Here is a 15,474-nt window from a genome sequence, read left to right on the forward strand (position 1 = left end):
ATTGCCCTGTAACGTTATACTGCTCTGAGTTTATTGCTGCTGCCAAGGATTTTTCATGTTTAAAAAGCTTTCTTTCTCCCCTGTTGTTATTGCTGTGACCTTAAGCCTGGCGCTTATTTTCTGGCTGCTTAGCGGCGACAATTACAGCACTAAAACAGATGCACCTGCTGAACAGCAAATTCCAGCTATTGAGTTGGCACAGGTAGAAGCACGCTGGTCAGATGCACAACCCTATCAGGCAAAACAAATTGCCCAGGGGCAGGTATTACCCTGGCGCGCAGTAAGCATTAAGTCGCAACGGGCTGGCACAGTTGACGCGTTGCTAAAGCAACAAGGCGACACAGTTAAACAAGGTGACAAACTGCTGCGCCTGTCAGACGAAGGCCGTACCGCCTTACTGGCACAGGCACAGGCAAACCTGAAGCTGCGCAAAAGTGAGCTGGAAAGCGCCCGCACACTGGGAAAATCAAAGTTTTTGTCAGCAACTGAGCTAACAAGGCTGGAAAGCGAAATGGCTAAAGCGGAAGCCGAGTTGCAAACCGCCCGGCTTGCAGTGACACAAACAGAACCGGTAGCGCCGTTTAATGGTGTGGTAGATCGCCGCCATATTGAAGTAGGCGATTTAGTTCAAACCGGCACCGAGCTGATGCAACTGGTGCAAATTGACCAGCTTAAAGTAACAGCGCAAATTCCGCAGCAACATATTTCGGCACTGAAGCCTGGCCAGAAGGTTACCTTACGTTTACTTGAAGGCCGTGAGCTAAACGGCGAGCTTAGCTTTATTAGCTACGCTGCCGATACAGCCACCCGCAGTTTTTATATTGAAGTAACGGTAGCCAACCCCGACCTGCTGCGTATCGCCGGTGGCAGCGCTACAGTTGAAATACAACTTGAGCCTGTGCAGGCACACCGGATCTCCCCTGCACTGCTGAGCCTGGATACCAGCGGCCATCTTGGAGTGTCAGTGGTAGACGAACAGCAACAGGTGGTGTTTTACCCGGTAGCAATATTAAGTGCCGATAACGACGGCGCCTGGGTGAGTGGTTTGCCACAGCGGGCACAAATTATTACCCAGGGCGCCGGCTTTGTGCGTGCTGGCGATAAAGTTGTGGTTGCCGGAGCCAAGCCATGAACAGCATTATTCAGGCGGCTATTCAGCGCAGCCGCGCCAGCTTAATGTTGCTGCTGTTTCTGTTTATTGCCGGTATTACTGCTTATCAGTCTATTCCCAAAGAAGCCAACCCGGATATTGCTATCCCGATGATGTACGTGTCAATGTCGCTTGACGGCATCAGCCCGGAAGATGGTGAACGCCTGCTGGTACGGCCAATGGAGCATGAACTGCGCTCATTGGAAGGCATTAAAAAAATGACTTCCACCTCCAGTGAAGGCCATGCCTCAGTGATGCTGGAATTTGACGCCGGTTTTAATGCTGATAAAGCACTGGCCGATGTGCGGGTTAAAGTAGATGCTGCCCGGGCTAAACTGCCAAGCGAAGCAGACGAACCTACAGTAAATGAAATTAACGTTGGCTTGTTTCCGGTATTGTCAGTAGGTTTATCCGGCCCGGTATCAGAAAACCAGCTGGTATTTATTGCCCGCCAGTTACAGGAAAATATTGAAGCTATTCCAGAGGTGCTGGAAGTTGATATCGGCGGCGACCGCGAAGATTTACTGGAAATAGTGGTAGATCCACAGGTACTCGAAGGCTACGGCCTGGATTATCAGCAGCTGTTTACCCTGGTTTCAAACAATAACCGCCTGGTGGCTGCCGGTAGCCTGGACACCGGTGCCGGCCGGATGGCGATGAAAGTACCGGGCGTTATTGAAAACTTAGACGATGTATTGTCAATGCCGATTAAAGTGGACGGCGATACCGTAATCACTTTCGGCGATGTGGCAACCATTAGCCGCAGCTTTAAAGATCCGCTCGGTTTTGCCCGTATTAATGGCCAGCCGGCAGTAGTACTGGAAGTTAAAAAACGTAGCGGCGCCAATATCATTTCTACCATAGAGCAAACCAAGCTACTGATTGAACAAGCCAGTGCAGCCTTTCCTGAAGGCATGCAGATTAACTATATAATGGATCAGTCGACCGAAGTAAAAAACATGCTGTCAGATTTGCTGAACAACGTGTTAGCCGCAGTGGTGCTGGTGCTGATCCTGATTGTCGCCACTATGGGTGTACGCTCGGCAGTATTGGTGGGTATTACCATTCCGGGCGCGTTTTTTGCCGGTATTCTGCTGATTTACGCGCTGGGCTATACCATGAACATTATCGTACTGTTCGCGCTGATTTTAGTAGCCGGTATGTTAGTAGATGGCGCTATTGTCGTTAGTGAACTGGCCGATCGTAACCTGGCTGAAGGGCAAAAACCGAAACAAGCCTGGGCCAATGCTGCCGGGCGTATGGCCTGGCCTATTATTGCCTCCACCGCTACTACAGTAGTGGTATTTATGCCGCTGCTATTCTGGCCTGGTGTGGTAGGCCAGTTTATGAAGTACCTGCCTGCTACTGTTATTTTGTGTTTGCTGGCATCGCTATTTATGGCACTGATTTTCTTACCGGTAATGGGTGGGCTGAGTAAGGCTCAACCGCCGGTACACAACGTAGAACAAAGCCGGGCAGGTAAAGCCTATCGCGGCTTGCTGGCACGCTTGTTACGCCGCCCGGGCCTGACCTTTGCCGGTATGCTTGGTGCTATGGTGCTGATCTTTTTTGCTTACGGCAAATATAATCACGGCCTGGAGTTTTTCCCGTCGGTAGAACCTGAATCAGCCCAGGTTTGGGTACGCGCCCGTGGAGATATGTCTATTTATGAAAAAGATATTTTGCTGCAAAAAGTAGAGCAGCGCCTGCTGGGGTTATCAGAAGTAAAAGCACTTTATGCCCGCTCGCTGGCAGCCAGCAGCGGTGAGCTGGCCCCCGACGTGGTAGGTACCCTGCAGTTTCAGTTTATTGACTGGTACGAGCGGCGCCGGGCGGCAGATATACTTAATGAAATGCGTGAGCTTACCAAAGATATTCCCGGTATTATTCTGGAGTTTCGTCAACAGCAGGAAGGCCCGGCCGCAGGTAAACCCATAGAGCTACAGATAAGCGCAATGGAAGCTGAAGCGACTGAACAGGCGGTAACACAAATTATCAGCCAGATGCAGCAAATGGGTGGTTTTGTTGATATTGAAGATGATAGAAGCTTACCTGGCATAGAGTGGCGTATAGAAGTAGATCGCGCCGCCGCTGCCCGTTTTGGTGCCGATGTACTGACAGTTGGTAATGCCGTGCAAATGATTAGTAATGGCTTACTACTGGCAAAGTTTCGTCCGGAATATGCCAGCGACGAAGTTGATATCCGGGTACGCTTTCCGGAAAACTGGCGTTCTTTAGATCAGCTTGGCCGGTTAACTATTCAAACACAACGTGGTCAGGTACCACTGAGTAATTTTATTAAACTGGTACCGGCACCTAAAACCAGTATTATCAAGCGCATTGACGGCAACCGGGCTGTAACAATAAAAAGTGATTTAGCACCGGGCAATCAGGTAAGCGAGCGCTTACAGGCACTGCTAAAAAGCGATATTAAGCTGCCCGACAACGTACATATTAAAACGGCCGGTGAAAGTGCCGATCAGCAAGAAGCCATGACCTTTTTAATGGGCGCTTTTGCTACTGCCATCTTTTTGATGCTAATGATTTTGCTGGTGCAATTTAACAGCTGGTACCAAAGCCTGCTGATTTTATCCGCCATTATCTTTTCTACCGCCGGTGTACTGCTGGGCTTGCTGGTTAACGGCCAAAGCTTTGGTATTGTTATGGTGGGAATGGGTATTATTGGCCTGGCAGGTATAGTGGTAAATAATAATATCGTACTCATTGATACCTACAATCAGCTGCGTGACAGCGGTTTATCGGCATTAGAAGCTGCACTGGAAACAGGCTGCCTGCGTTTACGCCCGGTGTTGCTGACATCCATTACGACAGTGCTGGGGCTAATGCCAATGGTACTGGCGGTTAATGTTAACATGCTGGAACCCAGCCTGGGGTTTGGCGCGCCATCTACCCAGTGGTGGACGCAATTATCCAGTGCCATTGCCGGCGGTTTAACCTTTGCCACCGTGCTAACCTTGTTTTTAACCCCTTGTATGCTGGTGTTGGGTGAAAAAATACAGCCACGCCAAACCAGGCAACAAGCAGAGCCTATCAGCAGCAGTGATGATATTGCGCTATTACTGAAAAAACGTGCCTGACACCCGCTATGCAGCCGCAGCTATCAATTTAATGCTGCGGCGCGCACTGTTGTGCCGCACGAAGCTGTTGCTCAATATCACTAAAGCTGGCAGGCCTGGCATAAAGGTAGCCCTGGCCAAACTCGCAACCCAGCTCTGCCAGTAAATCCTGCTGCTTTACTGTTTCAATACCCTCTGCTATTACAGCAACATCGATTGCCTGTGCCATCGCCAGCATTGCTTTAACCAGACTCAGGTTATTGCCATTTTCCAGTGCTTGCACAAAGGTTTTATCAATTTTAATAAAATCGATAGGTAAAGAGGTAAGATACGACAATGAAGAATAGCCGGTACCGAAATCATCAATTGCCACTTTAATACCCGCGCCGCGAAACGCTGTCAGGTTTTCCAGAGTAGCCGGTGAATTATCCATTGCTACACCTTCGGTAATTTCAAGTTGCAGGCACTCAGCCGGTAGCTCCATCAGCTGTAGCTTATTAAGCACATGCTGGTTTAACGCCGGATCAGAAAAGTGCTTGGCCGTAATATTTACCGCCACCGGCTTAAGTGGTAAGCCAGCTTGCCGCCATAACTTTATTTGCTGTAACACCCTTTTAATTACCCAGCAATCAAGCTTTTTACCCAGGTTTACTGCCTCTGCCACGGCTACAAAAATGTCCGGCGCGACAAAACCCAGCTCAGCATCGTGCCAGCGCACTAACGCCTCGTAACCCACCAGCTCTTTGCTTATCATATGGTACTTGGGTTGCAGTACTACGCTAAGTAAATCCTGTTCCAGTGCTAAACGTAAGCCTTGCTCTATTTCCAGTTGCCGGGTCAGCGCGTTATGAATATCTTCATGGTATAAACGTAACGGTAACGCCTGCTGTTTAGCAGCAAACATTGCCGATTCAGCCTGACGGATCAGCACGTTTAAATCAGTCTCGTCATCCGGATAAGTACTGATCCCAACGCATACCGAAGGGGAAATTTTCTGGTTTGCCAGCCAGTATGGCTCTGCACATTGTTCAACCAGATACTGGGCAAAAGACAATAAGCTGCTGCTGTCTGTAACCGGAAGCAACAAGATATAATCGTCGGCACCAGGGCGGCAGGCAAAAGCGCCTTCAGGCAGCATATTTTGTAGCCGGTGCGCTGCCTCTATTAGCATCAGATCGCCAAAATCATGGCCGTATTTCTCATTGATAAGCCGAAAACGGTGACAGTCAATAAACAGTACCGCATAAGCCTGCGTTGTATCAGGCCGCCGGTTGAATTGCTCCAGCAAGCCATCCCGATTTAATAAGCCGGTTAACGCATCAAAATTGGTCAGAAACTTCGCATGGTTTTTCGCTTTTATCTGCTCGGTAATATCAATACCTACGCCCTGAATTTCGTCAACCGAATCAGCTTTACTGGCTAAAGTACTAAATGTCCAGTCAACCCAATGTATGCCGTTATCCGCATCTAGCATCCGTACCAGTAATGATATTGTTTGCGGCTCACCGGCATGGCGCATTTGTTCCAGTAATGATTCAACATTGCAGCGCTCGTCAGCATGAATAAACTCAAAGATAGAGATCCCCAGCATTTGAAAAACCGGCTGGTTAAGCTGACGCCCAAAGGCATTATTAACAAAGGTAAGCCGCGAATTTTTGCTTAAACGGCAGATAAACTCTTTTTGATTCTCGACTATGTCGCGATAGCGCTGCTCTGCAGACGTCAGCCGCTGCAATACAGCTTTGAATTCAGATAAATCATGGCATACGCCAACAAACAGCCGACCATACTCAGTATGCGACTCGCCCACAGATAAATGCATAGGAAAGACTGAACCATCTTTACGCTGCGCCTGTACATCACGGCCAATGCCAATAATTTTGGCCTTACCGCCGCCTTTATAGTTCTGCAGATAGCTATCATGCTGGCTGCTGTGCGCTGATGTCATCAGCATACTGACATTGCGGCCAATCACTTCATGTTTCTTATAGCCAAATAACAGCTCGGCACCACGGTTAAAGCTTTGCACTATGCCCCATTCATCAATAGAAATAATGCCATCTACCGCAGCTTCAAGCAGAGCATCCTGCATAGAGCGTAAACTCAGGTGCGCTTTAACACTGGCCTCATACGCCGTTAAATCATGGCAAATACCAACAAAGTAATGTTTAGCGCCGGCTTTGGCTTCGCCAACAGAAAGATGCATAGGAAACACGCTATTGTCTTTACGTTTACCCTTTACATTGCGGCCAGAACCAATGATTTTGGCCTTCATACCCCGCGTAACGTAATTTGCCAGATAGCTGTCATGCTCACTATGAAATGGTTCTGGCATTAACATACGGACATTCTGGCCAACACATTCGGCAGAAGTATAACCAAACAGTTTTTCTGCCGAGGGCGAGAAAAAACAAATTAAGCCTTTCTGATCAATAACAATAATGGCATCAACGGCACAATGCACTATGGCATCCTGCAGCTGACTAAGCTGAAAAGTATCCATACCCGGCGTAACCTTGTTGTTAAAATCCAATCAAACAAACTACTAATCTAAATTGTGATTTGTTGACAAGTATTACAACTTTAGAAGTGAAGTGAGCGTTTTTCCACTATAGAAAATAATAAGATTGCAGCAGTAGGATAAGACAAGGTTAATACCGGCAATATTTACCGGCAGATGTAGCAACAACAGCAAAGCACCATTAAATAAGCGTAACGGATTGCCCGAACGGGCAATCCGTATACTGTTTTTTAAAACGAGTAATTAAAGCTTACCGCAACGTTACGCGGCGTACCGTAACGATACTGTGTATAGGCATCGCCCCAGGCCGTCATATAGTTGTAGTACTTTTTATCAAACAGGTTGGCAATATTAAGCTGCAGGCTCATATTGTCGGCAAGATCATAACGCGCCATCAGGTTTGTTAACGAGTAAGCCGGCTGAGTTAGCTGCACACCACCACCTGCGGCAAAGGTTTCACTTTGCCAGTTAATACCACCACCAATGGTCAGCTCTGGCAGTAAATCGACAAACTGATAAGTAGTAAACAACTTAAACTGTTTACGCGGGCTATCGGTACTGACTTTAGCGCCGTAAGCATCTTCAGCTTGAAACTGTGAATAACCAGCGCTGATATTCCAACCATCAACTGGTTTACCAACAACTTCTAACTCAAAACCTTTACTTTCGGTCCCGTCAATGGCTATCGAAACCGGGCGATTACCAGGGCCCATACCACCTGTTGCTTCAGCCAGGTTATCCTGATTGATTTGGAAGATAGCTACGGTTGTGTGTAAACGATCGCCTAAGAAGGTACTTTTTAAGCCTAGCTCATAGCTTTTTCCTTCCAGCGGGTCGAGGATACGATCATTGGCATCATAAGCATTTTGCACTTTAAAAATTTCTGTGTAGCTCGCATAGAGCCGGTGTTGCTCAGTCAGATCATACAACGCACCTAAGTAAGGCAAAAATACGCCTGTGTTACCAAAATCTTCATTAGCGCTGTACCATACACCTGCACGGTCCCAGTTAGAGATACGGCCACCAACAATAAACTTTAAGCTATCGGTTGCAGCAATACGGGTTGCAGCGTAAAAGCCTTTTTGGTTAATAGTCACATCTTCGGCGCGTACTGGAGTTTCGTCCCATGCTGGCTCAGCTAACTCGGCCAGATTGTTCCAGTTGTAGAAATTACTTACCGGTATGCAGTCATAACCGAAGCATGAATTACCACCAACCGGAGTGTAAGAATCCGTTTCAATACTCTGCTTACTGGTAATAGCACCGATTACAAATTCATGTTGCTGGTTAAATAACTGATAGTCGCCTTTAAGCTGGATATCAACGCTGTCCTGCTGCGTTTCACCATAGGCATAGTAACGCTGAGCACTAAGCCCCTGGCCAGTATCTTTGTCTAAGGCACCGCTTACGTACAATAACTTAGAGTCTTTCTCGTACTCCATGCGGTTATAGTTGGCGACTAACTGCCAGCCATTGCTAAAAACGTGGTTCAGGTTAACAAAGTAGTTGGTATTGGTCGTTTCCCACCGGGTCCAGTCGGAACCGGTCGTTTTCGATACGTCCCAATCGGCAAAAGTACCGTCTGTAAATACTGCCGGTAACGCGCCCCAGGTTGCGGCTTTAGGATCACGGTTCTGATAGCTTGCACCAACCCGTAATAGTGTTGAATTGGTTAAATCGGCTTCTAATACCCCGTATAGTACGCTGGTATCTTCTTCATACTGATCCCAGTACGAATCACCTTTTACATATTTACCTACAACCCGGCCACGAATACTGCCTGAAGCATTTAACCCATTGCTCACATCAGCCGTAACCTGCTTTTTATTCCAGCTGCCAGCAGAGACATTAACATAACCGGCCAAATCTGTGCTGTTGGCATGTTTTCTTACCAGATTGATAGAAGCAGATGGATCACCAGCACCCGTTAATAACCCCGTAGCGCCGCGTACAAACTCTACCCGCTCGTAAATAGCCACATCTGCTACGGTTTCACCAGCATCACCCGCTAAACTCCAGGCAATAGGTACACCGTCAATTTGATAGTTACTGACTTCAAAACCGCGTGACTTAAAAGAACTGCGCACGTTATCAAGTTCGGTTGAAGACACGCCTACAGAATGCTTTACCGTATCCAAAATGGTATTCATATTTTGGTCACGCATCCGCTGTTCAGTAATGATACTAACCGACTGAGGTGTTTCACGCAGTGTCAGGCCAAGGCCGGTTGCCGTGTCAACAACTTCATTTACGGTGTAAGAGCCTTTAACTTCAAGCCTTTCTACTGCTTTACTGCTTTGCTCTTCAGCAATAACAGCAGCAGATGACATGGTCACGATTGCCAGCGATACCGCCGTGGCAACCGGCAACAAGCGGAATTGAATAGTAGACATGGAAACAAACCTTTGACTGCATGAGGAAGTTGCATTTTATTTTAAATAGCAACGATTATCAATAAGGTTTGTATTAATGATCAAGCAACAGGCCAAGGCATAACAGCAAGCTCCGCTGACATTTGCGCCAGCGGAGCTTATTTTCTAGCTATATTAATGTAATACGGGCGAACTTGCGTTTTCCCACCTGATAAATTTCTGTGCTGCCTTTTGCTACTTCCAGTTTGGCATCTTCAATGCGGGTTTCACCGTTTAGTTTTACCGCCCCCTGCTTAATCATACGAATGGCCTCGGAGGTGCTGTCAACCAAACCGGCTTCTTTAAGCAGGTTGGCAACCGGCATAAAACCGCCGTCACAGTTTACCGTCACGTCGGGAATATCCTCCGGCAACGCGTTTTTACTAAAGCGCTGGGTAAAGTCCTGGTGTGCCGCTTCTGCAGCGGCCTCATCGTGAAAACGGGCAATAATTTCTTTTGCCAGCATAATTTTAATATCGCGCGGGTTAGCGCCATCAACAACCTGCTGCTTTAGCGCAGTAATTTGTTCAACAGGCTTAAAGCTGAGTAAATCGTAGTAGCGCCACATCAGCTCGTCTGAAACAGACATAATTTTGCCGAACATATCGTTCGGGGCATCGGTAATACCCACATAGTTGCCCAAAGACTTCGACATTTTCTGCACGCCGTCCAGGCCTTCCAGCAGCGGTACCATCATCACGGTTTGCGGGCGCTGGCCTTCATCTTTTTGTAGCTCACGGCCCATCAGCAGGTTAAAGCGCTGATCAGTGCCGCCCATTTCAACATCAGCTTGTAACGCCACAGAATCCCAGCCTTGTACCAGCGGGTATAAAAACTCGTGAATAGCGATTGACTGATTATTAGCAAAGCGCTTTTTAAAATCGTCGCGTTCCAGCATACGTGCCACGGTTTGACGTGATGCCAGTTTAATCATACCGGCAGCGCCCAGCTCGCCCATCCACTCTGAGTTAAATGCCACCCGGGTTTTCGCCGAATCAAGTATTTTAAACACCTGTTCTTTATAGGTTTCGGCATTGGCCAGCACGTCTTCACGGCTTAGTGGCTTGCGGGTAACATTTTTACCGCTTGGATCGCCAATCATGCCGGTGAAATCACCGATCAGAAAAATCACCTCGTGGCCTAATTGCTGAAAAGCCCGCAATTTGTTGATCAAAACAGTATGACCAAGGTGTAAATCTGGTGCTGTTGGGTCAAAACCCGCCTTTATTTTTAAAGGCTTGCCTTCTTTTAACTTGGCAATTAGCTCTTCTTCCAGCAGAATTTCTTCGCAGCCGCGTTTTAATTCAGCTAAAGCCAGCTCCCAGTCCGCCATTTTAGTCTCCTGATTTTTAACCTGATTGCGCAAAGAATCCGCATTCTATAGCATGTTCAGGCTCGGGGAAACGCACAAAAGTCTGGTGTCAGGCAAAAAAACGGTATATGCTCGGTTTTTGTGCATTTCCCGAGCCAAGACTAGCATTATGCGCCAATTAGTAACCAAAATTCCCAAACAACACCGCGTCTTAATTGTCGCCACTTCGGTGTTCTTATCTATTGTTTTATTATTACCATCAGAACAAGCCTCTGCCTCTAAAGGCAGTAAAAGCGACAGTCTGGAAATAGGCAAGCGCTACAGCCTGGATATTCCACAAAGCGCAGAAGATTTAGCTCTTGAGCAAGCCATTTCTGAATTACCTGCCCTGCCAGAAGAAGACTTGTCGTTAAACTGGTCGATATTGCAGGTACAAAGAGGTGATGCATTGTCAGCCCTGTTCAAAAAGGCCAATATCAGCCAACAAGTTATGCTGGAAGTGTTGGCATTAGGTAATAGTGTTAAAACGCTAACCAGACTGTTTCCGGGCGAGCAACTTGAATTTGGCGTAAACGAAACGGGTGAGTTACAGGAACTACGCTATGCGCTGAACCACTTAACCACGTTACGTGTAAGCCGCAATACTGAAGGTAACTTTGTTGCCGAAGAACTGAAAAAAGAAGTTGAGCTGCGTAGCCAGTTTGCCAGCGCAGAAATTCGCAGTAATTTCTGGAGTGCCGGTATAGAAGCCGGTTTAAGTGAAGCACAAATTATGAGCCTGGCCGGTATTTTCGGCTGGGATATCGACTTTGGTTTAGATATCCGTAGTGGCGACAGCTTCAGCGTACTGTACGAAACCCAATATGTTGATGGTGAGTTTATCAGCAATGGTAATATTGTTGCCGCTCAGTTCCAGAACCAGGGGCATGTGTATCAGGCTGTACGTCATACCGATGGCAACTACTACAAACCTGATGGTGCCAGTATGCGTCAGGCATTTTTGCGCGCGCCGGTCAGCTTTCAGTATGTCAGCTCAAACTTTAACCCACGCCGCCTGCATCCGGTGCTGGGCACAGTGCGCGCACACAACGGCGTAGATTATGTTGCGCCGGTTGGTACGCCGATTATGGCTGCAGGTGATGGCCGTGTTATTGCGTCTACCTACAACAACCTGAATGGCCACTATGTGTTTATTCAGCATGCCAACAATATTGTGACAAAGTACCTGCATCTGTCGCGCCGTGATGTTAAACAAGGTGACAGAGTGCGTCAGGGCCAGGCTATTGGCCGTTTAGGTGCAACAGGCCGGGTTACCGGCGCACACTTACACTATGAGTTTGTGATTGACGGCGTACACCGTAACCCGAGAACTGTTAAGTTACCGCAAGCTACACCGCTACAAGGCCAGGAAAAGCAGTTATTCAGCCAACATGCACAGCAAATTATTGCGCAACTGGCGACTAAAGAGCGGGTGTTGCTGGCAAAAACCGCTACAGCAGCAACCGCTGCTCCTTAAGCAACTTACAGCTCATTAAAAAGCCCGGTCAAATGAACCGGGCTTTTTTTATCTGTTTAACCTTAACCAACCAGTGCCAGTAAAATACCGGCAGCAACGGCAGAACCTATTACACCGGCAACATTAGGCCCCATGGCATGCATCAGTAAGAAGTTATGTGGGTTAGCTTCCAGCCCTACTTTGTTTACCACCCGCGCTGACATTGGCACGGCTGACACTCCGGCCGCACCAATTAACGGGTTAATAGGCTGCTTGGAGAACTTAGCCATAAACTTAGCCATAATAACCCCGGAGGCCGTACCTATGGCAAAGGCGACCGCACCCAGCACCAAAATGCCGAGGGTTTGCATCGTTAAAAACTTATCCGCACTAAGCCTGGACCCAACAGCGAGCCCCAGGAAAATGGTGACAATATTAATCAGCTCGTTTTGCGCAGTTTTACTTAAGCGCTCCACCACTCCTGATTCACGCATCAGGTTACCCAGACAAAACATACCAATCAGCGGCGCGGCACTTGGCAGTAATAAAATAGTGAGCAGTAATACCGCCAGCGGGAAAATAATCTTTTCTTTCTTACTAACAGTACGCAGTTGCACCATCTGAATATTACGCTCAACTTTAGTGGTTAAAGCGCGCATAATCGGCGGCTGGATAATAGGCACCAGCGCCATGTAAGAATATGCCGCTACGGCAATAGCACCGAGTAAATCAGGCGCCAGCCGGGAGGCAAGAAAAATTGCGGTAGGGCCGTCTGCCCCGCCAATAATGGCAATGGCTGAGGCTTCTTTAAGCGTAAAACTTAAACCCGGAACTGCATTTAATGCAATAGCGCCTAATAAGGTAGCAAAAATACCAAACTGCGCTGCGGCACCTAATAACAGCATTCTGGGGTTGGCAATTAAGGCACCAAAATCCGTTAATGCGCCAACCCCCATAAAAATCAGCAACGGAAAAATACCGGTGCTGATGCCAACATCGTAAATCATATATAACAAGCCGCCAGGATCGCCCATACCAGCCAGCGGAATGTTGGTTAATATAGCGCCAAAACCAATCGGCAGTAATAACAGCGGCTCAAAACCACGGGCAATAGCCAGATAAAGCAAAATAAATCCGACCAGCATCATCACTACCTGGCCGGCGGTAAAATGCACCAAACCGGTTGAAGCAATTAAGGTTGCAACAGCGTCCATGAAAATTCCTCAGTTCAGTCTAGTCAAAGCTGATCAGTACATCGCCGGTGCTAACAGCATCACCGGCAGCAACATGAATATTGACCACAGTACCGTCAGACACTGCCCGTACTTCGGTTTCCATTTTCATCGCTTCCATAATAATCACCACATCACCACGCTTAACGTTAGCGCCAACTTTAGTGGCAATTTTCCAGATATTACCTGCCAGCGGCGCATTTAACGTTGCACTGCCGGTAACTGAAGCGCTGCCGGGAATATTTTCTGACACCACAGGCTTAACTGAACTGAGTTCGCCCGTTGGTGCAACCTCTACTTCATACACTTTGCCATCAACCCGCACGCTGTAGCTGGCAGGGCCACTCTGAACGGTGTTGGCTTTGGCTGGCACTTTCTTGTTATCTGTACTTTCCGGCTCCGGTGCCAGCTCAAACGCCGCCGGGTTATCACGATTCTTCAGGAATTTTAACCCCACCTGCGGAAATAAAGCATAGGTCAGTACATCATCAATCTGCTGCTCTGCCAGACGGATATTTTCGCTTTTAGCCAGGCTGCCAAGCTCTTCCTGCAATTTGTCCAGCTCTGGCTGCAATAAATCGGCAGGTCGGCAGGTAATTGCGGTTGCCCCCGCCAATACCCTCGCCTGCAACGCGGCATTCATTGGTGCCGGGGTAGCGCCGTACTCGCCTTTTAATACACCGGCGGTTTCTTTGGTAATACTTTTATAGCGCTCACCGGTAAGCACATTTAATACCGCCTGAGTGCCCACTATTTGTGATGTTGGGGTAACCAGCGGTAAAAAGCCGAGATCTTCGCGCACATGAGGGATTTCTTGTAACACAGCGTCCAGTTTATCCAGTGCGCCCTGCTCTTTTAACTGGCTTTCCATATTGGTTAGCATGCCACCTGGCACCTGTGCCAGCAAAATACGGGCATCGACACCTTTTAATGAACCTTCAAACTGCGCATATTTCTTCCGCACATCGCGAAAATAAGCGGCAATCTCAGCCAGCAGTTCTAAATTCAGCCCGGTGTCGCGCTCGGTGCCTTCAACAATTGCCACCATAGTTTCAGTGGCGCTATGACCATAGGTCATACTCATTGACGATATAGCGGTGTCCAGCATATCAATACCGGCGTCGATGGCTTTTTGATAAGTGGCAGTGCTTAAGCCTGTAGTAGCATGGCACTGCATCGCCAGCGGAATTTTAGTGGCTTCTTTAATACGGGTAACCAGCTCTTCACACTCGTAGGGTTTGAGCAAACCGGCCATATCTTTAATGCAAACCGAATGGCACCCCATATCTTCCAGTTGGCGTGCCATATCTACCCACATATCAATGGTGTGTACCGGGCTAACTGTATAAGAAATAGTACCCTGCGCATGAGCGCCAACTTTAATGGCAGCCTGAACCGCAGTTTGCAGGTTGCGGATGTCGTTCATGGCGTCGAAAATACGAAACACATCAACGCCGTTTTCATGTGCACGTTCAACAAAGGCGGTTACTACATCATCGGCATAGTGGCGGTAGCCTAATAAATTTTGTCCGCGCAGCAGCATTTGCTGTTTGGTATTTGGCATGGCTTTTTTCAGTTCGCGGATGCGGTGCCAGGGGTCTTCGCCAAGATAACGGATACAGGCATCAAAGGTAGCCCCACCCCAGGACTCCATCGACCAATAGCCCACTTTATCCAGCTTGGCCGCAATAGGCAGCATATCTTCCAGCCGCAACCGGGTTGCCAGTAATGACTGATGCGCATCGCGCAGCACAAGTTCAGTAAGTAATAATGGCTTGCTCATGCCTGAGTCCTCTTATTGTTGTTGGCGATACTGATGTATAGCGCCTGAAATAGCGGCAATGACTGCCGGGCTGGGGCCACTGCTGACACTTTCTACTCTGGTAGTTTTATCTGCGGTTTTTGCCGGAAAATAGCGCTGCATTACAGCACTGAGTATTTGTACGACAAACACCAGCAGTAATAAGAATGCAAACACCGCAACCATGCCAATTAACATCAGGCTTGCGGCTTCCCATAGTAACTCTGTAACCATAGCCGTTTCCTCCTTCAGTTGGCTGCACTTTACTGACAACACACAGGTATAGTCAGAATAGTTGAACACTGCCGGCCCGGCCTGATTTTATCCGGCCGACCCTGCATTATGCGCAGTTAACGTTAGTACGCTAAATAAAACTCAGTGATAGCTGCTATTTATGCTAACAATTTGCATAACATGCCTACACTACACGTAAAGACATTCAAATGTCTAGCCATCTGAATAAATGATAGTAGCT

9 protein-coding genes are annotated in these 15,474 nt (G+C 47.9%); 3 read left to right on the forward strand and 6 right to left on the reverse strand.

Annotation, left to right across the window (positions count from 1 at the left end; translation table 11 throughout):
• Positions 1-55: 55 nt before the first annotated feature.
• Together M2404_RS10530 and M2404_RS10535 are read left to right on the forward strand one after the other, a co-directional pair.
• Positions 56-1,132, forward strand: coding sequence for an efflux RND transporter periplasmic adaptor subunit (locus M2404_RS10530; protein ID WP_259239686.1), 1,077 nt, complete (start codon positions 56-58; stop codon positions 1,130-1,132).
• Positions 1,129-4,248, forward strand: coding sequence for an efflux RND transporter permease subunit (locus M2404_RS10535; protein WP_259239687.1), 3,120 nt, complete (start codon positions 1,129-1,131; stop codon positions 4,246-4,248). Before M2404_RS10530 ends, M2404_RS10535 begins: the two co-directional genes overlap by 4 nt.
• 28 nt (positions 4,249-4,276) lie before the next feature.
• On the opposite strand, the gene M2404_RS10540 is transcribed toward M2404_RS10535, so the two are convergent.
• The 3 genes from M2404_RS10540 to tyrS form a co-directional block, all read right to left on the reverse strand.
• Positions 4,277-6,730 (reverse strand): sensor domain-containing protein, encoded by a 2,454-nt coding sequence (locus M2404_RS10540; RefSeq protein WP_259239688.1) that lies wholly within the window; start codon positions 6,728-6,730, stop codon positions 4,277-4,279.
• 248 nt (positions 6,731-6,978) lie between these two features.
• Positions 6,979-9,141, reverse strand: a complete 2,163-nt coding sequence (locus tag M2404_RS10545; RefSeq protein ID WP_259239689.1) for a TonB-dependent siderophore receptor — start codon at positions 9,139-9,141, stop codon at positions 6,979-6,981.
• Positions 9,142-9,289: 148 nt separating this feature from the next.
• Positions 9,290-10,492 carry a tyrosine--tRNA ligase gene (gene tyrS, locus M2404_RS10550; protein ID WP_259239690.1) on the reverse strand — a complete coding sequence of 401 codons (1,203 nt, stop codon included), beginning with the start codon at positions 10,490-10,492 and terminating at the stop codon, positions 9,290-9,292.
• A gap of 148 nt (positions 10,493-10,640) precedes the next feature.
• Here tyrS and M2404_RS10555 point away from each other — a divergent pair, with 148 nt between their 5' ends.
• Positions 10,641-11,987, forward strand: a complete 1,347-nt coding sequence (locus M2404_RS10555; protein WP_259239691.1) for a peptidoglycan DD-metalloendopeptidase family protein — start codon at positions 10,641-10,643, stop codon at positions 11,985-11,987.
• Positions 11,988-12,049: 62 nt separating this feature from the next.
• Here the strand turns inward: M2404_RS10555 and M2404_RS10560 are convergent, their stop codons facing one another.
• The 3 genes from M2404_RS10560 to M2404_RS10570 are packed head-to-tail and all read right to left on the reverse strand — an operon-like array spanning position 12,050 to position 15,233.
• Positions 12,050-13,180 carry a sodium ion-translocating decarboxylase subunit beta gene (locus tag M2404_RS10560; RefSeq protein WP_259239692.1) on the reverse strand — a complete coding sequence of 377 codons (1,131 nt, stop codon included), beginning with the start codon at positions 13,178-13,180 and terminating at the stop codon, positions 12,050-12,052.
• 19 nt (positions 13,181-13,199) lie between these two features.
• Complete coding sequence (gene oadA / locus M2404_RS10565; RefSeq protein WP_259239693.1) at positions 13,200-14,981, reverse strand: sodium-extruding oxaloacetate decarboxylase subunit alpha; 1,782 nt, start codon at positions 14,979-14,981, stop codon at positions 13,200-13,202.
• Between the two features lie 12 nt (positions 14,982-14,993).
• Positions 14,994-15,233: an oxaloacetate decarboxylase subunit gamma gene (locus M2404_RS10570; protein ID WP_259239694.1), complete on the reverse strand. Its 240-nt coding sequence runs from the start codon at positions 15,231-15,233 to the stop codon at positions 14,994-14,996.
• Between the last annotated feature and the right edge of the window lie 241 nt (positions 15,234-15,474).

The sequence above is a fragment of the Rheinheimera pacifica genome (assembly GCF_024809855.1).
Taxonomy (GTDB): domain Bacteria; phylum Pseudomonadota; class Gammaproteobacteria; order Enterobacterales; family Alteromonadaceae; genus Alishewanella; species Alishewanella pacifica_A.

What these genes read in the sequence shown, in the direction of transcription:
- M2404_RS10540 (WP_259239688.1), bottom strand. Translation starts at nt 6,730, where the DNA reads ATGGATACTTTTCAGCTTAGTCAGCTGCAGGATGCCATAGTGCATTGT.
- M2404_RS10545 (WP_259239689.1), bottom strand. Translation starts at nt 9,141, where the DNA reads ATGTCTACTATTCAATTCCGCTTGTTGCCGGTTGCCACGGCGGTATCG.
- M2404_RS10555 (WP_259239691.1), top strand. Translation starts at nt 10,641, where the DNA reads ATGCGCCAATTAGTAACCAAAATTCCCAAACAACACCGCGTCTTAATT.
- M2404_RS10530 (WP_259239686.1), top strand. Translation starts at nt 56, where the DNA reads ATGTTTAAAAAGCTTTCTTTCTCCCCTGTTGTTATTGCTGTGACCTTA.
- M2404_RS10535 (WP_259239687.1), top strand. Translation starts at nt 1,129, where the DNA reads ATGAACAGCATTATTCAGGCGGCTATTCAGCGCAGCCGCGCCAGCTTA.
- oadA (WP_259239693.1), bottom strand. Translation starts at nt 14,981, where the DNA reads ATGAGCAAGCCATTATTACTTACTGAACTTGTGCTGCGCGATGCGCAT.
- M2404_RS10560 (WP_259239692.1), bottom strand. Translation starts at nt 13,180, where the DNA reads ATGGACGCTGTTGCAACCTTAATTGCTTCAACCGGTTTGGTGCATTTT.
- tyrS (WP_259239690.1), bottom strand. Translation starts at nt 10,492, where the DNA reads ATGGCGGACTGGGAGCTGGCTTTAGCTGAATTAAAACGCGGCTGCGAA.
- M2404_RS10570 (WP_259239694.1), bottom strand. Translation starts at nt 15,233, where the DNA reads ATGGTTACAGAGTTACTATGGGAAGCCGCAAGCCTGATGTTAATTGGC.